14 protein-coding genes are annotated in these 23,234 nt (G+C 38.5%); 5 read left to right on the forward strand and 9 right to left on the reverse strand.

All coding sequences use genetic code 11. The features are described 5' to 3' along the window. Positions 1 to 200: 200 nt before the first annotated feature. Together CXF85_RS17875 and CXF85_RS17880 are read right to left on the reverse strand one after the other, a co-directional pair. Positions 201 to 1,391, reverse strand: coding sequence for an amino acid aminotransferase (locus tag CXF85_RS17875; RefSeq protein ID WP_101230003.1), 1,191 nt, complete (start codon positions 1,389 to 1,391; stop codon positions 201 to 203). Positions 1,392 to 1,634: 243 nt separating this feature from the next. Next, on the reverse strand, positions 1,635 to 2,345 hold the full coding sequence (locus CXF85_RS17880; RefSeq protein ID WP_101230004.1) for a DUF445 domain-containing protein: 711 nt from the start codon (positions 2,343 to 2,345) through the stop codon (positions 1,635 to 1,637). A gap of 96 nt (positions 2,346 to 2,441) precedes the next feature. Between CXF85_RS17880 and CXF85_RS17885 the strand changes: the two genes are divergently transcribed. From CXF85_RS17885 to CXF85_RS17905, 5 genes are all read left to right on the forward strand, one after another. After that, positions 2,442 to 3,314: a peptidylprolyl isomerase gene (locus tag CXF85_RS17885; protein ID WP_101230005.1), complete on the forward strand. Its 873-nt coding sequence runs from the start codon at positions 2,442 to 2,444 to the stop codon at positions 3,312 to 3,314. A gap of 161 nt (positions 3,315 to 3,475) precedes the next feature. Continuing rightward, positions 3,476 to 4,975 carry a conjugal transfer protein TraF gene (gene traF / locus CXF85_RS17890; RefSeq protein WP_101230006.1) on the forward strand — a complete coding sequence of 500 codons (1,500 nt, stop codon included), beginning with the start codon at positions 3,476 to 3,478 and terminating at the stop codon, positions 4,973 to 4,975. Positions 4,976 to 5,106: 131 nt separating this feature from the next. Beyond that, positions 5,107 to 5,577 carry a transcription elongation factor GreB gene (gene greB / locus CXF85_RS17895; protein WP_101230007.1) on the forward strand — a complete coding sequence of 157 codons (471 nt, stop codon included), beginning with the start codon at positions 5,107 to 5,109 and terminating at the stop codon, positions 5,575 to 5,577. A gap of 151 nt (positions 5,578 to 5,728) precedes the next feature. Continuing rightward, positions 5,729 to 7,015 carry a diguanylate cyclase gene (locus CXF85_RS17900; protein ID WP_101230008.1) on the forward strand — a complete coding sequence of 429 codons (1,287 nt, stop codon included), beginning with the start codon at positions 5,729 to 5,731 and terminating at the stop codon, positions 7,013 to 7,015. 97 nt (positions 7,016 to 7,112) lie between these two features. Next, entirely contained in the window at positions 7,113 to 9,512 is a 2,400-nt protein-coding gene (locus CXF85_RS17905) for a Tex family protein (protein ID WP_101230009.1), read from the forward strand. A gap of 553 nt (positions 9,513 to 10,065) precedes the next feature. Here CXF85_RS17905 and CXF85_RS17910 read toward each other — a convergent pair. From CXF85_RS17910 to CXF85_RS17940, 7 genes are all read right to left on the reverse strand, one after another. Continuing rightward, positions 10,066 to 11,700, reverse strand: a complete 1,635-nt coding sequence (locus CXF85_RS17910) for a methyl-accepting chemotaxis protein (protein ID WP_101230010.1) — start codon at positions 11,698 to 11,700, stop codon at positions 10,066 to 10,068. A 131-nt stretch (positions 11,701 to 11,831) separates the two neighbouring features. Continuing rightward, entirely contained in the window at positions 11,832 to 14,768 is a 2,937-nt protein-coding gene (locus tag CXF85_RS17915; RefSeq protein ID WP_101230011.1) for an ATP-binding protein, read from the reverse strand. Between the two features lie 6 nt (positions 14,769 to 14,774). Continuing rightward, on the reverse strand, positions 14,775 to 14,987 hold the full coding sequence (locus CXF85_RS22835; RefSeq protein WP_157829133.1) for a hypothetical protein: 213 nt from the start codon (positions 14,985 to 14,987) through the stop codon (positions 14,775 to 14,777). A gap of 207 nt (positions 14,988 to 15,194) precedes the next feature. Then, positions 15,195 to 16,268, reverse strand: a complete 1,074-nt coding sequence (locus tag CXF85_RS17925; RefSeq protein ID WP_101230013.1) for a DcaP family trimeric outer membrane transporter — start codon at positions 16,266 to 16,268, stop codon at positions 15,195 to 15,197. A 230-nt stretch (positions 16,269 to 16,498) separates the two neighbouring features. Next, on the reverse strand, positions 16,499 to 18,088 hold the full coding sequence (locus CXF85_RS17930) for a methyl-accepting chemotaxis protein (protein WP_101230014.1): 1,590 nt from the start codon (positions 18,086 to 18,088) through the stop codon (positions 16,499 to 16,501). A 292-nt stretch (positions 18,089 to 18,380) separates the two neighbouring features. After that, a complete protein-coding gene (locus CXF85_RS17935; RefSeq protein WP_101230015.1) occupies positions 18,381 to 20,495 on the reverse strand; it encodes a TonB-dependent siderophore receptor in 2,115 nt (704 codons plus the stop codon). A 539-nt stretch (positions 20,496 to 21,034) separates the two neighbouring features. Then, on the reverse strand, positions 21,035 to 23,116 hold the full coding sequence (locus CXF85_RS17940; protein WP_101230016.1) for a S9 family peptidase: 2,082 nt from the start codon (positions 23,114 to 23,116) through the stop codon (positions 21,035 to 21,037). Between the last annotated feature and the right edge of the window lie 118 nt (positions 23,117 to 23,234).

Consider the following 23,234-nt stretch of genomic DNA (forward strand, 5'->3'; position numbering starts at 1 on the left):
CCTTGAGTCACATATAAGTTGAATTGGTATTACAGCCAATAAAAAAGGCTAAGCCTTATTTTACTCTATTAGAATAAAAAAAGCTCAGCCTGTCTGACGATAAACAATGTTAACTGTCGTATTTGCGCGATTAAAATCCCGCCTACGGTTGTTGCCAGTAGGCGGGAACTTGTTCGCGCTCTTTACTTAATAATGAAGGCTTAAAGCACCTTAGCAATAGATTTTGCTAAGTAATCAACATTACTGTTAGCAATACCGGCAATACTCATACGGCTAGAACCGACCATATAAATGCTGTATTCATCTTGTAATTGCTGCACTTGCTCAGGGGTTATACCTAAGAAAGAGAACATACCACTTTGACGACTGATAAAGCTAAAGTCGCGTGTTACGCCATTTTCAGCAAGCTTATCAACGATTAATTTACGGTTGCCATTAATGCGATCACGCATTCCTTTCAATTCGCTATGCCATTCAGTACGAAGTTCATCTGAACTTAAAATTGTTTCTACAATAGCAGCACCGTGTGCTGGCGGCATAGAGTAAATAACACGCACAACATAAAGTAAAACAGAATTAGCAATATCAACAGAAATACTAGATTCACCAATGATGGTACAAGCACCAATACGTTCACGGTATAAACCAAAGTTTTTAGAACATGAGCTACAAACAATCATCTCTTTAACTGTTTCAGCCATTAGACGTAAACCGTAAGCGTCTTCGTCTAAACCAGAGCCAAAACCTTGATAAGCCATATCAATCAATGGTGTGAAACCAACACTTTTAGCTACTTCTGCAACTTGCTGCCATTGTTCGTTGTTTAAATCCATACCACTTGGGTTATGACAACAAGCATGTAATAGCACAACATCATCACTGCTAACTTCTTTTAACGCATTTAACATGCCGTCAAAATCTAAGCTTTTATTTTCATAGTCGTAATAAGGATAAGTTTTAACAGTTAAGCCAGCTGCAGCAAATAAACCGGTATGGTTTGCCCATGTTGGGTTACTTACCCAGATAGTCGCGCCTGCTTTGCAGGACTTGATAAATTCAGCCGCTACGCGTAAAGCGCCAGTACCGCCTGGTGTTGATATAGTGCGAGCACGGTTTTCGTTTAAAACTTTATGTTCAGCGCCAAAAATAAGCTTAGCCATTTCGTCATTGAATAAAGGTGAACCCGTTGGGCCAATGTAAACTTTACTATCTTCGGTATTGGTACGATGTTGTTCAGCTTTTTTTACACAATCTAAAACAGCAGTATGACCTGCTTCGTTTTTGAATACGCCAACACCTAAATCAATTTTATTTGGGTTGTTATCTTTTCTATATTTAGCTAATAATCCAAGAATTGGATCAGCAGGCAAAGCCTTTAAACGACCAAACATGACAGAAGTTTACCTTATGTTAGATGAGAGTTAAGTCAATAAGGCATTATCGCACTTATGACTGCAAACTCTCTAAGTTTTTAGTTAACCAAGCATAACCTTGCAGATGGCGTAATTAAAGTGATTTTTACGCCATATAGTGACAAAAGTAAGATTAATTTGTACGGCTTTAGCTCTTTATTTTATAAGTATAAGGTTATGCACTTGATAAATAACTAAGCTATGGAGGGTATTCAGGCACTCTTAAAAATTATCGGTAATTGCGGCAACAACGCCAATGATACCGCCAAATATGCCACCCCAAACAACGAGCCATCCGAGATGCTTTTGTATCATTTTTTGCACAATTTCTTTGACTAATTGTGGTGTTAATTCATTAAGACGCTTTTCAATAATATCACTGACTTTATCCCGCATGCCGGAAATGATATCAGGTTGCTCTAATTCTTCTCGCAATAAAGTATTAAATTGCTCACTCTGAGCGATATCTTGTATCGAGATTTTCATCTTCTCAATAAAAGGTTCTCTCATTGGTTGTAAAGCGTCACTACCACCAACCATGGCAAGCATGCCACCAAAGGACGAGTTTTCAATAACAGACACTAAACTGTCAAAAGCTGGAGAAAGATCTACTTTATCAATAATGGGAGTTAAATTAAGGGTACTGGCTTTTCCTGAACTATCAGAAAGAAAACGGTCGATATTATCTTCAGTAAAAAACTGCTCCATCATTAATTGACGAATAGCGACTTTAAACTCTTCAAAACGGGCAGGAATAACGCCTGAACCATAAAGTAATGGCACTTTTTCAAATAACATATGGATAGCCAGCCAGTTAGTGACCGCACCAGATAAAGCAAATAACCCTAAAGTAAAAAGAATATGCTGCTCGCTAACATAGCCCCCTATTGTGCAAGCTAATGCAATGAGGTTGGTGATTAGGCTTTTGTTCACGGAATACTCCCAGATAGAATGATATAAATAATAGAAATTTTAAAGGCGGCTATGATAGCATTTAATTTACTTACCTTATAAATAGATAACTCAGCGATGAAAGCTTCTTTGAAAAGTATCCTAACGTTAACTACGTTATTTTTTATTAGCGCCTGTGGTGCGGATAACTCAGCAGACTCTGCTTGGCGTAAGTTAGCGCTAAACAATACGGTATTATTAACCCTACCTCATGGCAAAGTGGTTATTGAGCTAGCGCCGCAATTTTCTCCAAAAAGTGTTGCGCAATTTAGTGACTTAACAAAGAAGGGTTTTTACGACAGCACTAAATTCTACCGTGTTATCGACGGTTTTGTTGCGCAAGCGGGGCCAAAAGATGACAGTAAGAAAGACAAATCAGTACCATTATTAGCAATGGAGTCTGAATGGAACACAGATAGTAAATGGAGCTATACTCCGGTACAGCAGCAGGACTTATTTGCACAGCAAACCGGGTTTAAAGACGGTTTTGCGATTGCTTATCAAGCCAGTAATAACGAAAACTCAAGTAAAGCATGGTTAACGCATTGTCCAGGCACGATAGCAATGGCGAGAAATAATGAAGCAGACACGGCCTCAAGCCACTTTTATTTTGTTATTGGCCAAGCACCACGTTATTTAGACCGAATTATGACCATCTTTGGCCGCGTGGTTTACGGTATGCAACATGTGCAAGCAATACAACGTACTGAAGTTGTAGAAGGAGATTACGCTGTTGATCATCGTGATTTTACTAAAATTGTTAGTATGGAATTAATGAGTGATGTAGTAAAAGCTGAGCAAATTCACATTGAAGTTGAGAATACGGAGTCGACGATGTTTGCGGAGCGCCTAGTAAAACGTCGCGCACGTGAAAGTGATTTTTTCTACAAAAAGCCACCACCTGTGCTCGATGTTTGTCAGATCCCTATTAGAAGTCGACGAGTGAAATAGAACAAGTAGTAAACAATATGTAATAACAAAGAGGTGTTGTGTATAGCTATTATGACTTTGTAATTCAACATAATTACACGTAGCCAGTTGTTGATGGCATGTTGATATAGGTTGCTAAGAATACAATAATTTATAATTAATCGCTAAAGGGAGTCGATATTTTGCCGCTTTTCTCGATAAATTTTGTTAAAAAACAGGCTGTTCAAGTAGCAGCAAAAAACTACGCGTTAATTACTACTATTACTATATTGAGCACCTCAGTATTAAGTAATTTCGCTTGGGCTGATATTCAGCCGCGTAGTGCTAGTCTCAATTATTCACAAAAATCGCTATCAAATGCGGGTAATCCTGCGGCAGCAGCATTAATTGTCGCTCGAAAAGATCCTCATGTGATGACGGGTGGGTCAATTGAAATTGGAGCCGGCATTGAATACGGTGACTTAGATGAACTATTCGCCAAAATTGACGAATTATCAGTATTGTTTAATCCACCAAGTGACGGCAGTGAGGTTGAATTACCACCTACGCCAACAAACCCTATCAGAAATTATACTTGGGATGATCTCTTTGCCGAGTACCCAGAGTTAGCAGACCGCCTTGATATTATTAAAGAAAAAGCAGTGACAACCACAGGTTTGTTAGCTTTAATCGCAGCTGAAGGTTATGGTAAAGCAGAAGCAACCAGTGAAGCGAGTTTTGTTCTGAATGAAGATTTGTTCGGCGGCACTTTATTATTCGGTATGGCGTACAAAGGTAATTCAAAAGCCGTGGGTCTTTTTGAGGAAATTAACCTTGATTCAGGCTACGCAAAAGAACAATTAAAAACTATTCCTGATTTTAACGAAAATGATCCGATACAAGAGATCGACCTATCTGGCGGCATGACCCTATTTTATGACCCTGCGAATAAAAAAATTAAATTGTCTGTCGAAAATGACAGTTTGTTACTGGTCAAAGCAACCAAAATAGCGCAGTTTTCCTTATCTTACAGTCGCAATATAATAAAAAGTGATGCTGGAGATTTATATTGGGGCATAAAACCTACCTTTTATCGGGTTGGTTTAACCAATGTTGGTACTCGTATTGGTGAAGTTTCTGATACCGAAGCTTTGTTTGACGATATAAAAAATACTGATTTTATTTATCAAAATGGTTTTGATGTAGATTTAGGACTTGTTTGGGCGGCAGATCATTATCAGTTGGGTGTTTCCGTCAATAATACATTTGAGCACACATATAAATTTCCTGACTTTGATAAAGGAACATTTACTTCAGTAAGAATACTCAATCAACTTAATCAACATAGTGCTTATACTATGGAGCGTCAGTTGAAGTTAGAGGCAGGTATTTTTACTGACCAACGTCATTGGAGTTTAAACGTCGAGTTAGACGCTAATCCTGTTGAAGATTCTATGCGTGACGATTATCAATGGTTCACCTTAACAGCTGGATATGCGGCCGATAGTTGGTGGTTGCCAAGTGCACGTATTGGCCTTAGTCGAAATTTAGCGGGTTCACAACTTGGCTATATCAATGCAGGGGTGACTGTGATGAGGTTCATCAATATTGATGTGGCAACTACTATAGATACTGTCACGTTAGATGGTGATGAGATGCGACGCGGTATAAACCTTCGCCTAGGCGTACAATTTGATTACTAACTTCAACTGCTAACTTTGATCGTTAAATTAAATTGAAAGTATGCGATTTAAAACCTTAGTCAGCCATCAAACTTCCTGTCAGGTTGGAGCTGAACGAACAATAAAATAATTTATCATCATTAAGGAACACCTTGAAAAGTAATCTTATAACTAGTGCTGGATATAAAAAACTACAGGAAGAGCTTAACTATCTATGGCGAGATAAAAGACCAAAAATCACTGCTATTGTAAGCTGGGCTGCTAGCTTAGGCGATAGATCTGAAAATGGCGATTATACCTTTAATAAACGAGTATTAAGAGAAATTGACCGAAGAGTGAGGTACTTAAGAAAACGCTTAGAAGATCTTAAAGTGATTGATTATTCTCCTCAGCAAGATGGCAAAGTATTTTTTGGCGCCACGGTCGAAATTGAAAACGAAGCGGGTGAAATCATTAGTTTTAAGATTGTAGGTCCTGATGAGATTTATAATACCAAAGATTTTATTTCAATAGACTCGCCTATGGCCCGAGCGATGATAAAAAAAGAAGTCGACGATGAGTTTTTTGTCCAAACCCCAACGGGAAATAAAGAATGGTTTATAAACAAAATTGATTATGTGTAGTAACTAATCCAGTTAATTTTATTAATCCCCCAATTGCTCCATATCGACGTAAGAAATATGATTATTTAGCCGCAGATAAGTAACACATTGGTATAACTAATGATCACCTACCATACTGTAAAATAGTTTACTCATATTGTTAGGCGCATGAATGAAGGCATTGGTTGTAGAACCCTCAAAAATGTATCAATTATTGTTGAATGAATTTCTTAATGGTTTCTCCATCAGCCATGAAGTAGTTACCACAGGTGAAGCAGCATTAATTGAGTTAGCAAAAGAACCAGTAGATTTTATTATTATTGCGATGAATCTATCAGATACGCTAGCAACAACACTCGCGAGTCAAATTAAATCCCAGAAAAATTTAGCTAACACCGTCATTGTTATCATGACAGGCGAGCAAGATCCGTCGAAACTATTACAAATGAAAACGGCAGATATAAACCATGTTTGTCAACGACATGAGTTAAACCAGCTAAAAGACATTTTAACTAAGTTAACCCAAGGTGACCTGACTATTAGCAAGGTTTCGGGACATATATTATACCTTGAAGACCATCTAACACTTGCCAATATGACGATGGATATTCTTACACAAATGGGTTTAACGTTTGAGCACAGCAGCTCTGCTGAGCAGGGATTAGTTTTGTTTGAAGAAAATTGTTACGACTTAGTTTTATTAGATATTATTTTAGCCGGAAAAAAAGACGGTATTGAAATGATAAAGGAGATTAGAGCTCGAGATGATGATAAAAAATTAATCCCTATTTTGGCTATGTCAGCTACCTCCAAAGCCAGTGAACGCATTAATGTGTTAAAAGTAGGCTCTAATGATTTTATTACTAAACCCGTTTTGCAAGCTGAGTTGGCTGTTCGAGCTAAAAACCTCATTGTTGCCAGGCAATTACACTTAAAAATAATCAGTCAGCAACAAGCATTAGAAAAGCTTGCCATGACAGATCAGTTAACGGGTTTATATAACCGTTATTTTCTTAATTCTTTTATTGAGAAAGCGTTAAGTTTAGCTAAACGGCATAAGTATCCATTAAGTATTCTCATGATCGATCTCGATAAATTTAAATACATTAATGATACTTTCGGTCATGAACAAGGTGATGAAGTATTGGTCAGTATTTCAAAGGTATTACAACAGAATTGTCGTTTGGAAGACATTGCGGTGCGTTTAGGTGGTGATGAATTTTTAGTGGTGCTGCCGCATTGTCCCCAAGCACAAGCTATAAGTAAAGCTGATGAAATTTGTAGTAAAATACATGCTATAGAAACGAGTCGAGTTGGAGTGGTAGTGGCGGCAAGCTTTGGTGTGAGTTCAACAGAGCAGGGCAGTTTTAACTATAAATCTTTATTTGATTTAGCCGATCAAGCCGCTTATCAATCAAAAGCTGAAGGTGGAAATACAGTGCATTGCATTGAACCATAATAAAGTTCTCGTATTGAATTTTGCAGTATAATTCTCGTCAGAACAGTTTTCTGTTATTATGCTAACCAACATATTATCCTGCTGGAATTGCCTTTCAATGTTAACTATTGCCGAGCAAATAGCTCAAGAACTCAATGTTAACGCGGTACAAATAAATGCCGCTATTACTTTACTTGATGATGGTGCCACTGTGCCATTTATTGCCCGCTACCGTAAAGAAGCCACTCAAGGTTTAGATGATAATCATCTCCGCCATTTAGCGCAGCGCTTAAGCTATTTACGCGAGTTAGAAGATCGTCGACAAGTTATCTTAGTGAGCATTAAGCAACAAGATAAGCTTACTGTCGAACTCGAGAAATTAATCACTCAAGCAGATAACAAAACTCGCTTAGAAGATTTATATTTACCCTATAAGCCAAAGCGTCGTACTAAAGGCAAAATCGCCAGTGAAGCGGGTATAGCACCTTTAGCGAATAAGCTCTTTAATAACTGGCAACTCTCTCCAACAACCGAGGCTAAATATTTTATCAATGAAGCTGCTGGTTTTTCTGATGTGAACGCCGTGTTGGAAGGTGCCTGTTATATTTTAGCGGAACGTTTTAGTGAAGATGCCAGTTTACTCGCTAAATTACGTGCACATTTATTAAAACAAGCGCATTTAACCAGTAAGCTTGTTAAAGGACAAGAGAAAGCAGGAGCAAAATTCCGTGATTATTTTGAGCACAGCGAAAAGCTAAAGTCAGTACCGTCTCATCGCATGCTTGCCATGTTACGCGGCAGGAATGAAGGTTTCTTAAAACTTAATATTGACGTTGACCCAGGGCAAGAGATCGCTACTTTTAATAGTGCCGAGCGAATTATCATTGAGCACTTAACGTTACGTTGCCTATCTACCGGAAATAAACAACCGGCTGCAGAGTTTTTAACTAAACTTGTGCAGTTAACTTGGAAAGCCAAACTCAATGTTAGTTTAAGCAATGAACTTGTTACTAGTTTACGTGAGCAAGCTGAAACACAAGCAATAGACGTGTTTTCAAATAACCTTGCAGATCTATTAATGGCAGCACCTGCGGGCGTAAAAGTGACTTTAGGTTTAGATCCCGGTTTAAGAACGGGTTGTAAAATTGCCATTGTTGATGGCACAGGCAAGTTATTACATACCGCTACCATCTTCCCACACGTTCCGCAAAATCATTGGGATAAATCGATACGAACTTTGGTCAATATTTGTCGTCAGCATAAAGTTGAATTAGTGGCTATTGGTAATGGTACCGGTTCTCGTGAAAGTGATAAGTTAATTGCAGAAGTAATCCAGTTTTTCAAAGCAGAAGAAAGTAAAATACAGCTTACTAAGATGATTGTCAGTGAAGCTGGCGCATCTGTTTATTCTGCTTCTGAATTTGCCGCTAACGAATTTCCTGATTTAGATGTGTCAATTCGTGGCGCAGTTTCTATCGCTCGACGTCTACAAGATCCCTTAGCAGAATTAGTAAAAATTGATCCAAAAGCCATAGGCGTTGGCCAATATCAGCACGATGTAAGTCAAAGCCAACTGAGTAAAACCCTTGATGATGTTGTTGAAGATTGTGTAAATGCGGTTGGAGTAGACTTAAACAGTGCTTCAGCGGCGTTATTAACACGTGTTTCAGGGTTAAATAAAACCATGGCTAGCAATATTGTTGCTTATCGAGATAGCGAAGGTCGCTTTACCAACAGAAAACAGTTGAAAAAAGTAGCACGTTTAGGGCCTAAAGCTTTTGAGCAATCTGCTGGCTTCTTACGTATCACCGATGGTGACAATCCGTTAGATCAATCAGCACTTCATCCTGAAAGTTACCCAGTGGTTGAAAAAATCCTTAACCTACTAGCGCTTGATGTTAACAAAATACTTAATAATGATGAGCAATTAAAATCACTCGATATTGATCAGCTAACCAATAATGAGTTTGGTGAAGTTACCATCAAAGATATTATCAAAGAATTAGCTAAGCCGAATCGTGATCCTAGACCAGCGTTTAAAACCGCTAGTTTTGCCGAAGGTGTTACTACCATGGCAGATTTAACGTTAGGCATGATACTCGAAGGTGTTGTCTCTAATGTGGCTAACTTCGGTGCTTTTGTTGATATTGGTGTGCATCAAGATGGTTTAGTACACATTTCATCAATAACCGATAAGTTTGTTAGTGATCCGCGTGAAATTGTTAAGGCTGGCGATATTGTTAAGGTGAAGGTATTAGAAGTTGATGCGTCTCGTAAGCGAATCAGTTTGACTATGCGTCTGGATGAACAAGCAACGGAGCAAACTAAAAAGCCTACACAAGCTCAAGGTGCGAGTAATCCGAGTAGTAAAGCGAAGAATCACGCAAGTAATAAAAGTCATCAAGGAAAATCGTCTGCACAGCAAAACAATTCGCAGGGTAGATCGCAAGGTAAGAAAGTAGATAATGCCGTAATGGGTAACGCTTTCGCCGATGCTTTTGCTAAGTTGAAGAAATAAAATAAGACTATTTTAAATTTATTGTCGAAATAGTGTTGACTATCGTAATGAGAATGATTATCATTTGTTTCGTTGCTTAGGCAGTGAATGCTCTCTCACTAAATAGGTAATACCAATTCAATTAAGTTTGTTCTCACTCAGCGAGAATTAAAAGTTTTATAGGCAAGGCATTGTTTGAAGATAATGGTTATTCCCTTATCAAAATCAATAACGCAGTAAATAAAACTTTTAAACTCGCCCTAGGGAGCTTGCTTGGAAAACAATAACTGCACAAATTTGTTTGATTTAGAATGACTAAGCCAGCACAAATTTTATTTGCTCTAGTTCTCCAAGCATAGCTCTGAGTTGGGAAGAAACATATTTGATTTGGTATATGCAAAGCACGGAACTTAGTGGTTATGCTCCAGGACACATAACCACTAAGTACCACTTTGGGATTCTTTGGAGTTCGATTCGACTTTAAAATTTTTGATGGTTTAACCAGTAACACTTTTGATGAAAAATGTTACTGGTTTTTTTATGGCTAAAATTTACTGTTATTCATTTTTTAGTCTTAGATTTTAAAGCGACCCACTACTTCAGACATACCATGACTACTTACCTTTAATTGCTGGCTTGTCTCACTCAATTGTCTAGTGGTTGCCAGCGATTCATCGGTCATGCCAGCTAGGTCATTAATACTGCCATTAACTTCATTAGCTGCTTGGCTTTGTTGTTCGGTAGCACGTGCAATTTGCGTATTCATATCTGAGATAACTTCCATTAAACGGTCAATTTCAGAAAGAGAATCATCCGCTTTAGCTGTCTGTTCTACCGTTTTCAGTGATATATCCTGACTAACTTTCACTGCAGAAACCGCGTCTTGTGCGCCTGATTGCAGCTTTTGTATCATTTTTTGAATTTCGTTGGTACTTTGCTCTGTTCGGTTAGCCAATGTCCTAACTTCATCAGCAACCACGGCAAAACCACGTCCTTGTTCGCCTGCACGTGCCGCTTCTATTGCGGCGTTTAGCGCTAGTAAATTGGTTTGCTCAGCAATGCCTCTAATAACATCCAATACTGAGCCGATATTATCGCTCTCTGACGCTAAGCTAGAAATTACTTGGCTAACATCATCAATATTGCTCGATAGCGATTGCATTTGAGTAATGGTATGAGAGATTATTTCTTTGCCATCAGAGGTGTTAGTTCTTGCATCATTTGCTGCTTGTTCAGCAGAGCTAGCATTGTCACTCACTTCCCTGATTTGTGACGTCATTTGTTCCATCGCGGTAGCTACTTGCGCAGTAATATCATTTTGGCTTTGAATGAGGGTTTGTACAGTATCACTAGCCCCAGATACCGCCTCTGCATGGTCTAAAACTTGTGCGGTGTTATCGGCGACATCTTGTAGTGATTGACGCATTTTTGCAGTAAAGTCATTAAAATATTTAGATAAGCGAGAAATCTCATCTTGACCGCTATCATCTAAGGAATTAGTCAAATCACCTTCGCCTTGCGCTATATCTTTCATTAACTCAGCGGCAGAACGTGTCGGTAATAAAATACTCTTACCAATAACATAACTTAGCGCAATGATGACCAAGGCGATCACTAGGCTGTCAAAAATAACCCTATTACGCTGCGAGGCAAAAGTAGCTTCAATATCATCAAGGTAAGCCCCTGAGCCTACAATCCACTGCCAAGGGGGAAAACCTTTAACAAAGCCAATTTTGTCAACAGGATCATCAAAACCAGGTTTAGCCCATTTGTAATAAACGAAACCTTCACCTTTAGTTTTGGCAACATTAACCATATCAACAAATAAGGCCTTACCATCAGGATCTTTAACACCGGCTACATTTTTTCCGTTAAGTTGTGGTTTTACCGGGTGCATGACCATATTGGGAGTAAAATCATTGACCCAAAAATAGTTATTTGTGTCGTAACGCATACTGGCAAGAATACTCAGTGCTTGTTCTTTTGCTTTATCTTCACTGATTTCACCAGCTTGATGTAAAGCATAGTGGTGTTCAACAATGCCGTAAGCACTATCAATTAATTCTTTGGTGGTATGTTTTTTTTGCTTCATCATTGATTTGTATTCTTCAGACAAGCTCATGACATCGAGTGCAGAAAGACCAATAATGATTAATAACACCAGCATGGATAATCGTTGCTGTATGGTAAACTTCCGTAAAAAACCCATAAAATAATCTCTCAAATGACTAAGCTGTATTTGTTAGTTTAGTTCAATTTTTGCTATAACCACTAACAAGCTAAATAAAAAATCAGTTAGAAAGTCGTAATGAATTATGACTTTATAGGAAGTACTCCTCATTATGGACTTATGCTATGGGGAATCGATATTTTAAAGGTTTTACCTTGAGCTTGGTCTGTTATTAGCTCTATGTTGCCCTTCAATTTTTGGGTAACTAAATTGTAGACAATATGTGCTCCTAAGCCTGAGCCACCTTGACCTCTTTTAGTGGTATAAAAAGGTTCAAATAGTTGTGCTTTGGTCTCTTCGTTCAGCTTGCAACCGTTATCACCATAGTACAATTCAATACTTTGAGCCAAACGCTTAACTTCAATCGTTATTTCACCGGAGCTATCGCTAACCTCAGCAAAGGCATGAACTAAGCTATTGATAACAAGGTTATTTGTTATTTGTGCTATGGCGCCAGGATATGAAGTAATTAATAGCTCTTTAGGACAAGTAAGCTTGATACTCACTTGCGCTTGCCTTGCTTTAGGGCGTAATGATCTAATAACGTCTTCTAAATAATCGTGCACATTAAGCGTACGCGCATCATCAACAACACTATCGACGGCTATCAGTTTAAAGCCTTCAATCAACTCAACCGCGCGGCTAATATTTCTGAGCGAGAGGTCAAAACCTAGGTCGAGTTCATCAGTAAACTTGGTTAATTGTTTGGCGCTTAACGTTTGATTCTTCATCGCGTCCACAATATTGACACACCTTTCTTTCATAAAGCTGATTGAAGTGAGCACGATACCAATAGGTGTATTAACTTCATGGGCAACTCCTGCGACAAGCCCGCCGAGTGAGGCCATTTTTTCGTTTTCTAGTAGTTGTACTTGTGTGAATTTTAGTTCTTCGAGTGTTTGATTAAGCTCACCATTACTTTGGCTTAATGCTTGTGTTCTTTCTGTCACTCGCTGTTCTAAATCCTCGTTCAGAGAGTTCGCTATTTGCTCTGCTTTTAAGCGTTGAACGATCTCACTTTCTAATTTGGCTATCGTCTCGAGCTGCTGATTAGCATGACTCTCTAGCAGTTCACGCTTTTGCTGATGAAAGTTAACTTGTTCAAACAGCTCTTTGGGAGAAAGTTGTAACTGAGCAAAAAAGTGAGAAAAATAGCTGGCAAGTTGTTCTTCTTCCGCTGCATTGATTAAGCTAATGTTATTAAAAGCTTTATAAGCGGAAGCCATACCAATAGCACCCGCTAAGCTATTCAGTGCAGCATTTTTTAATGAAGATAGTTGCACTATATTAATATTTTCTTGGTTGTGTATTTCTGCCTTTTCTAAAGATTGCTTTAATTTCAATTCAGCTAAAGTTTCAGGTAAATATTGCTGGAAAACATGCTTTATTTGATATTTTTTACTGAAAACATTGATATTAGCAGGTGTACCTTCGGCAAAATTATCTTTAAAGTAGATGTTTTTAATATCGACAAATTGATGCGATATTTTTTGCTCTTCTTCTGACATCTTAGTAAATAAAGAAACGCCGACATAACAAATAAGATTGGCAAGTAAAGTCCAGACTAGGGCATTAGTTAGAGGGTTAATGCCTTGAATAGCAAAAAGTTGTTCGGGATTAAACCAATAAAAGAAACCGCTGTCTTGGGACAATATTGACCAATCTAGCCAACCAGAACGAATTAAAGACGGTAATAAAGAGCAGTAAAACCACAAACAGGCGCCGAGAGTAAGCCCGCTGAAAGCACCCGATAAGTTGCCTCTACGCCAAATTAATCCACCTATTAATGCTGGCGCAAACTGTGCTGTAGCGACAAAACTGATGCTGCCGATACTTACCATAAGTTGTGAGTCACCAATAGCACGGTAATAAAAAAGACTTAAAAAGAGTACTGCAAACACCATTAACCAACGCAAAGGTAAGATCTGACGCTTTAGCGATGAAAGCTGAGGGGTGCGCATGATTACCGGCATTAGAATATGATTGGTCAGCATGGTTGATAATGTCATCGCACTAATCATTATCATGCCTGTTGCGGCTGCAAAACCGCCCAGAAAGGTAATCAGTGCAATAAGTGGTGCATGTTCAGCTAAAGGTAAGGTCAGTAATAATAAGTTTGCTGACTTGAGCGTTTCTGGTGATAGTAAAGCGGATAATGCCACAGGAAAGGTGAATAAGTTAATCAGTAATAAATAAAGAGGAAAGAGCCATTTAGCCCGATCTAAAAATTTTGCATCGCTACATTCAACAATGCCAACATGAAATTGTCTTGGCAGAGTCATGATGCCTAAAAAACCTATCAGCATAAAACTTAGCCATTGCTGGGTCGATATAGTTTGGACTTTTGGATTCAGTTGTACCTGATGAGCAACTTGCTCGAAGATACTAAATACGCCTGGGTTGACTATATAACAAACCCATAGGGTACCAACGAGCATCGCTACTAACTTTATAATACTTTCACCGGCAAGGGCTACCATCATACCGGGATGCTTTTCGGTCGGGTCAATGTGACGCACACCAAAAATAATGGTGAAAAATGCCATCATTAAAACAATGATCACATCTAAGTAATCGATAAACGCCAGTGTTTGCTGAGAGTTAGCGGTCAGTATTTTAAAGCCATCAATAACCGATTTTAATTGGATGGTTAAGTAAGGGGCAATGCCAATTAAGCAGAGTAAACTAATTAATGCCGCTAGACCTTGCGATCTTTTATAACGAACCGAGATAAAATCGGCAATACTGGTGGAGTGAAACTCGTTTTTAAGCAGCACCATTTTTTTTAATAATGGCGTCATAAAAATAAAAGTTAAGGTAGTTCCTAAATATAAGGCAACGGGAAATAGCCCTTGTTTAGTTGATACCGCGATATTGCCGAAAAATGTCCATGAGGTACAAAATACAGCCAAGCTCAAGGCGTATGTATTAGCTGAGTTCCGTATTTTCTTAGCACTTTTACTTTCGGACTGCCCCCACTGAGCGATTAAAAAAAGTGAAACAATATAAAGAGCTAAAATGGAAATTAATAGGCTAAATGAAATCACAGACGATTATTCCTTTGACGCTGAATCAGCAGGAGGGACTGTGGTATTTTCTTTATTGGCAGAGGGTAAAGCAGAAAGTAAAAGGATGAATGACCAGCTAATAAAAATGAATAACCAGTTCGTTAATAAAGAGACTTCATCAACAAGAATCAAGGGTACGATAAAGGCAATAAAAGTCAGTACCGCGAGAAAGCTGCGTTTAGCGATATCATGAGACATTTTATTAACCAGTGATGAGAAAATATTACTTCATTATAGTTATAAAAAGATTTATTTATCAATCCCCTTCTGATAATTGACAAACTTATGTTTTAGCATAAAAAAAGGGAAGCAAATGCTTCCCTATAAAATAACCTCAACAGAGGTTAACTAACGCAAGTTGTGATACTAAATTACCTCTGTTTTATTCCTGTGTAAGCAGTAAAACTAGAGTACAAATTTAGTTGAGAATTGAACGTAAGTAGAATCAGCGTCTTGCTCAGCCATATCAAAGTTACCCACTTCAATACCAAAAGATAATTGCTTGGTTACGTTAGTGAATAAATTCACACCAAAATGAGAACGATCTCTGTCGGTAAGATCTGTAGTGGTATTGCCAAAGAATGCTGAACTGCGGAGTTTTTCAGTCCAAAAATGGCGATAAGCAACCATAACTGACGTTGTTTCTTCAACGTCTACTGCACCATTGCTATTTACTGCTACATCAGTTGCTGCCGCAACACCGACATAACGACCTGTGTGACCGCCGTGTACTTGGAAGCGAAAATCATCTTTACCAAAAGTATTAATACGACCTGCAACACCAAAACCCACAGCCGATTCAGAACCATCAACAGTTTGTAATTGACGTGCTAGACCAGAAACAGAAACATTACCCCAATCGCCTTTAAAGGTGTATTTACCAATGAAGTCTGGAATTGAGTCATCTCCATGAACACCACCATAGGTTTCTGGATTTTCAATAGAAAGTTGTAAACCGCCATTGGTATAACGAACTTGGCCCTGGCGAAGGAAGGCTGAGGCTACTAACGGACCGCCAAAGTCAGCAGATTCAGCAAGTGAACTGGTATTTTGGAAGGTTGTCCATGTTTGACCAACTAATACATTTTTGTACTTAACAAAGGCATGGCGTAAACGTGGTTTTGATGAATTAGAAATAATTTCATTACCGCCACCTGATGTACCTTCACCGTAAAAATCAATTTCAATAAAACCGGTGACGTCACCATGAACGTATTTAGTGTTAAAACGTGTTTCGTTGGCGGCGATACCAAAGTTGGAAACGTCACTGGCTGTTTTCGTAGCAGACCCGATGAAGTAATTGTTTGCGGCAATATTACCACTCATATAACGCGCATCAACTTTAACGTAACCACCAAAAGTTAGGCTATCACCGTCATCTAAATTAATAGTGTAACCGGCATTAGCGGCACCCGTAACAGCTAATAAAGTGGTTGCGAGTACTAATTTTTTAACTTTAAATAATGAATTATTGAACATGGTATTCCCCATTTGTTTTTACTTAATTTATTGTTATGTGTTTGTGTCAACTTTCTAATCTTTTATGAGGTCTTAAATGCCTCTTATTATTTTAATTCTAATTAGTGTAGTTGTTACTTTTTGTTATTGAATAATAAGTTAGAGTGTAAAGTGAACAAAAGGAATTAGACCTAAGTCTACATTGCTAATAAAACAGGGTAGACTTTAGTCGATTTTTAGCTAGTTCTGACCTATTTGGCTACTGATTTAGCTTTAAAGCCAATTCTGAAGCCACCCCAATGCTTACCTTGAACAAATATGGGAGCGGACACATCATGCATAATTTCACCGGTATCACGCTTGTATGTTTGCAGTAAAAATTTGTCAATGTGCTTGCCACAACGAATGCCTGTAGGGTCATCAAATAGTCGCTTAGTTCGGTTATTGATAACATCAACAGCATTATTACCGGTTAACGCTTTAGAGAAGCACTTATTATGGGTAGGGAAGTAACCATTGATATCAACAGCGCCTGCGTAAATCATCTCTGAAAATTGTATTAACAAGGGCTCTTGAATTTTAGGTAGGTGTTGATCGGTAAATTTATCAAAAGAGGTGGTGAATTTTTTCGGTTCACTGCTGCCCAATTGTTGGTAATTAAAATTAAATAATTGTTGCTGCGTAATAAGATTTTTTTCGATACTTTGTTCAAATAATTGACTTACTTTGCTGGCAGCAAGCTGTGATTGCTGGCACATATTAGCAATGAGCGAGTCACTTTCAAAAGATGAGATATGGACGAAAATGGATTCGGTACTATTAGACAGAGATTGTGCTTGCACTGATGCGGCTTGAGTCTCGCTACTTTTACTCAATAAAAAATCATGTAAACGGACTACCGAAGATGAAATTTCTTCCGCTGCAAAATCTTGCTCTTTTAGTGCATGGCTGATCTGATCGCTAGCCGCAGAAGAGTCAGTCATCAGTTGGTCAATTTCAGCAAAACCGTGCGACAAATCTGTCATTGTGGTTACTACACTATTCGTTTGTTCAACAATTTGTGACATAACTTTTGTTGTTTCACTGGTTTCGTCACTGGTTTTCTTAAGCATTTCTCCTATTTGTGCGGTCGCATCGGCTGTTTTCCCTGCGAGCGCTCTGACTTCATCAGCGACCACGGCAAAGCCACGACCTTGCTCACCCGCACGCGCGGCTTCGATTGCAGCATTAAGCGCAAGTAAATTGGTCTGTGATGAAATACCATCAATAACATCGGTAATACTTTGAATAGCCTGTGCTTTCTGCTGAAGAGATTGTATTTTATCTGCGGCATTATTTACCGATTGGCTCAGTTGATTAACAATATTGATATTATCGCCTAGCTGAGTTGAACTCGCGGTACTTGCCGCCATAGCATTACTGGCCTGTTGTGAAGCAAGTACGGCATTATCATTTATTTGCTTACTGTTGGCAGACATTTGCTCTGCTGCAGTTGCTAGGCGGTCAACATCATCACTCGATTGGTTTATTGCACCACTTAACTGTGTTAAGAAAAAGCTGATTTCTGCAGAGTTAATTGCAAGTTCGCTTGCTTTACTATCAATTTTACCGCCAATCACCCCCAATTCAACTTTACTAGGCGTTTGCTCTGCTAAGGTTTCAGCAAGTTTTTGGCTTTGTTTAAGTATAATATTGGACAAAACTACGAGGGTAATGCAGCTAATAATAAAGATACAGACTGCAGTAATGAGTGCTGAAATAATATAAATATGGCTCAAATAAGCGGTCAAGCTCATTAAAGTCGATAGTAATACTAAGGTCGGAAAGAGTTTTTTATGCATTTTATTCTCACTAACAGCTTAGCGCACGAAGCACCGTAAAGTATGATTAAATAAGTTCCTTATACTTGTTAACTTCCTTGCCAAATATTTTGAAAGTATAGAAATAACTAATGTCGAGGCTAACACTAAAAACAATGCTCTAGGCATTAGACTTTAGTGTTGAGTTACTTAATTCTTATTAAGGTGAGTTGAGGTTTTCAGAATAAAAAGGGATAAAAAAGCCTAGAGGAAAGCAGTTGATATGTGCTTTAACCACTAGGCTATTTCTTATGTTTTTACATTATCAGGCAGGTTAAAAAGCGACCTGCATAGCAAGACGGAAGCTTCTCCCATCACCCACGGTTACGTTAGATGTGCCGCCACCAGCAAGGTAGTCGGTATCAAATAAATTCTGCACATTAAAGCGTAAGTTAATGTCAGTATTATCTAAGTTTATTTTATAAGTAGCACCTACATCAATACGAGCATAGGCATTTTTTACAATAGTATTATCTTGATCTGCGAAGCGTTCGCCTTCATAAAAAGCACCTGCATTAATAGCAAAATTTTCGGTTACTTCATAACGAGACCAAATAGATGCAGACCATTCTGGCGCATCAATGGGTGTTTTTCCTGTGTACTCTTCATCATTTTCATAAACAGCATCTAGATTCATTACTGATGCCATGACAAATAACTTGTCTGTCACAGCCCCTTGAGCAGCTATTTCAAAACCTTTGTGGCGTTGTTCCCCTACTTGTGAAGTTTGGTAGCTATCATCTTCATAGTACTCGGTCACTAGCACGCCGGATTTAGTAATATCAAATATGGCCGTGGTCAGTAATAATCGGTCATCTAATAGCTGCCACTTTGCGCCTAATTCAAATTGTTCAGAGGTCATGGCATCGATTTCCATGCCGTGGTTCAAATCGTCTTCATCATGAATAGTTTCGCTACTTTGCGGTTCAAATCCTTCGCTATAACTTGCATAGAACGTGGTGCTATCACTTGGATGGTAAAGCAAGCCAGCTTTTGGCAGTAGTGACTCATTGTCTGCACCTTCTTTACTCTGTTTATCATAACGACCGCCAAGCATTACTTGCCATTCTTGGTTAATAGTAATCAAATCTTGGATGTAAATACCATAATAGTCGTATTCGCTGGTGTATAAGCTATCGTCGTTTGAATAGCTTATATCTGGGCGAGGAGGCTCACCTTGACCTGCCGAATATTCAAAGGAATCACCATTTACTTTCAGCTGACCGTAGTAATAATCAAGATAGTTAGCACCAACAAGTAAGTTATGATCAACACCGGCCAGTTCAAATTCACCAGTAAAATCAATAAAAGTGGTGGTAAACTGCCAATCATCATAGCGATCATAGGGTTTTGAGGTGTAGGTATCACCCTCATTAAAGTCGCTAGGCTTCTTCGGAGATGATTCAAAACGTTGTCTCTCAAAAGATTGCTCGTTATAGCCAACTTTTACTTGCCATGAGTCACTTAAAATATAATTAACATCAACACCGTAATTTTCTACTGTAATGTCGGTAAAAGCCCATGACATATCACGAATCGTTTTGTCATCACCAATAACCTTACCTTCATCATCAAGCCAAGCACCGGTATCTAAGCCGGCTTTGTCATTAGTTCTATCGTAGTGAACGCGAACGAGTAAGTTGTCATTTACATCGTAATCAACCACAAGAGCACCAAGGAAACGTTCACGATCGCGTTGTTCGCCGTTTTGATATTCTCGTTGATAAGTCACATCTTGTTTTACTAAATTTGCGCGGTAACGTAGAGCTTCATCATCAGTAAGTGCGCCACCAGCATCTAATGTTAAGCGAGATGAACCCTCTTGGTCAAAATCAACGCCTAGGGTAAAAATACTGTTAGCCGTTGGCTTTTTGGTTACCATATTAACTAAGCCACCAGGGCCTGATTGACCGTATAGTATGCTTGATGGGCCTTTTATTACTTCAATGCTTTCTAGTGTTTCAATCGGTTGTTGGTAATGAGACCAATGCTGATGACCATCACGTAAGTAACCATTGGATGAGCTTAATTCAAAACCACGTAAATTAAATACTTCGCGATTACGTTGCTTTGAACCAGCAGTTAAGCTGGCGTCATTAACCAGTACTTCACCTAAGGTAGTGGCTAGTTGTTCGTTAATCACAGTATCAGGAATAACGGTGACCGATTGTGCTGTTTCTAATAATGAAATATCACCACGCATGGCACCATTGGCATTATCAACTTTATATCCATGGAAATAACTGCCTTTAACTTCAATGACTTCCATTGGATTATTTCTTTGTGAACCGTCTGGGGTACTACTTGCCGAGTTATCAGGTGTATTAGCAAAAACTGCCGTAGAGGAAAGTACCGCACTGACGGCTAAAAAGAGTGGAGAAAACTTCATAAATAACTCAAACCTTAATTAATATAAGAGTAAAACAAGTGTGCAATAAAATAATGACGCGAATTCTAATGATAATCATTACCATTTGCAATGGTTGTTTTGTTATTCTTTAAGTTATTAATCTGGAGATTGATTTAGTACATGTTTATCTTATACCAAGTTGATTAAGTTCTTTCCCACTCAGCGAGAATTAAAGGGTTTAGAGGCAAGGCATTGATTGAAGAGAATGGTTATTCAGGAGAATAAGCTCCTGCATTCTCTAATTAGCTGCATCCGTGCAGCGTCCTTGTTAAAATCAATAACGCGGCATATAAACCCTTTAAACTCACCCTTTGGAAGCTTACTCAACGCCCACTAACATCGTTAAATTTATTTGGTTTAGAATGACTAAAATCAAAAAAATTCGCCTTGTTATTGAACATTGAGTACAGCTCTGAGTTGGGAAGAAATTTAATCAAATTGGTATTATTTTTAAGGCAATAAAAAAGGCCAGCAGAGCTGACCTTTTTGGGAAGTACTTTAACTAAAGCGACTGCTTTTTATTTCTTATCAGCGTCTTTTTGTGCTGTTAAGTTAGCTGCATGAGGTAAGTCATGAGCAGGCATTGGCTTGTTATCATGTTTTAGATAGTTATCCATCCAACGCATCAAACGTAAGCTGTAATCATACTTGGCTGCAGCGCGTTTATTACCATGACCTTCACCTGGATAATAAACTAAACGAACTGTTTTTCCATGAACCTTCATGTAGCGGTACATTTCCATAGATTGTGCAGGATGTACGCGAGGATCAGCTTTACCGTGCATAATTAATAATGGTGTTTCAGACTGCTCAACCCAATAAATAGGGCTACGTTCTAGGTACCATTGCCATTTATTCCATGGATATGAACGCGCATGAACTAAATTCATTTCGTTCGAAATATCAGTAGTACCAAACTTTGATAACTGGTTAGAAATACCAACAAACATAACGCTAGCAGCAAAATGTTTAGTTAGTTTCGTTGCACCCCAAGCTGAAGCATAACCACCGTACGAACCACCAGTGATACCTACTTTTTTCTCATTAACTAAACCAATGTTCACTAGGTGATTTTTAAGGTCAACCAAGTCATCAAATTCTTTACCAGCGTAATCGTTTTGACCTAACTTAGAATAATCTACGCCTTTGCCTGTGCTACCGCGGTAGTTAGGGTGAAATACTGCATAACCCTGTGCTGCTGCTAATTGACCAGGACGAGAGTAAGCCGTTATCCAACCATCTTTATCATGACTTTCAGGACCGCCATGAACAGACATGATTAATGGGTAACGTTGACCTTTTTTATAATCAAGTGGATAAACTAAAACACCACCAATTTCAACGCCGTCACGGGCTTTAATGGTAAGACTTTCTTGTTTTGCTAAAGCTACATCATTTAACCATGCATTTGAGTCAGTTAAACGCGTTTGCTTCTTACCGCGAAGCATGAATACTTCGTTAGGGTGTTGTGCACTGTTTGCTTTTACCACAACGGTTTTGTCTGAATTAGAAATACTTAGGTTACCAGCGATGAATTTACCACCTGCCACAACCGTTTTGTATTTATTAGAACCAGGCTTGATTTTGGCAACGACAGATTGTGTACCAACATTAGCGATGAAAAATAATTCATTACGCTTGTTAGACCATTCAAAATCACTGACGTGACCTTTAAAATTTGGTAACCAATTACTTACTTTGCCTGAGCTAACATTAGCAATATATAAACGACCTGTTGCAGGGTCATGCTTGTCTTGTGCGCCGTGCAGGGCAACATATTCACCATCGTATGAAAACTCAGCTGCGCCTAATTTACCTTCAGTAGCAAAAGATGTTTTAACTGCTTTATCAGCAATATCAACAATGTGCCATTGTGACTTCATATACTTGTCATCAATTAACGCAGTCGGTTGAGTTTTTACTAATAAATCTTCACCGTTAGGAGAAAAGTGCACATCAGAAACATAACCTTTGATGTCCCATGCTTCAGGTGTTATTGCTTTATCAGACTGAGTAAGGTCTGTTACGTATAACAACTGATTAGTCAGTTGCTCTTCAAAAACTTCAGCTTTAAAGCCTAAGCCAGTCAATTTCTTTACTGACTTGTCTTTAGCTTTTTTAGCTAAAATGGCAATTTTTGTATTGTCAGCGTTAAGCGAGTAGTTGCTAATGCTAGTGTCTTTTAATACAACCGTTTTTTGCGCTTGACCGCCATTTGCTGGAATTTGATAAAGTGTAGTGAATTTATCATCATTCATTTTTGCTAAGAAATAGATGAGTGAACCGTCAGCAGCCCACTGAATATTTCTAACATTTACTTTACCGGTAATATAAGGACGTTCTTCGCCTTTATCATTTACCAGGTAAAGTTCACCCCAGTTAGTACCATCTTTTTCAACATAAATTTCACGAGGTACAGAACGAGTGTAAGCAATGTGCTCACCACTTGGGCTTACTTGTGCACTGCTCACTGATTGCAAGGTAGCAAGGTTTTCAGCAGTAATGACTTTGCTTGTTTGTTCAGCCGATGCGACTGAACAAGTAAGCAAACCTAAGCTGATCGCTAAGGCCTGTTTTAACGAGTTTATTTTTAGTTTCATTTCTAGTCCTAGAGGTCTATTCGAAAATTGTTCACACCTGAGTTTATGTTTTTTTGAGCGTCAAACCAATGAAAAGTGTATTAAATTCGTTAAAAAGAGTGAGAATCGAGATTAAATA

The sequence above is a fragment of the Colwellia sp. 75C3 genome, assembly GCF_002836255.1.
Classification (GTDB): Bacteria; Pseudomonadota; Gammaproteobacteria; order Enterobacterales; family Alteromonadaceae; genus Colwellia.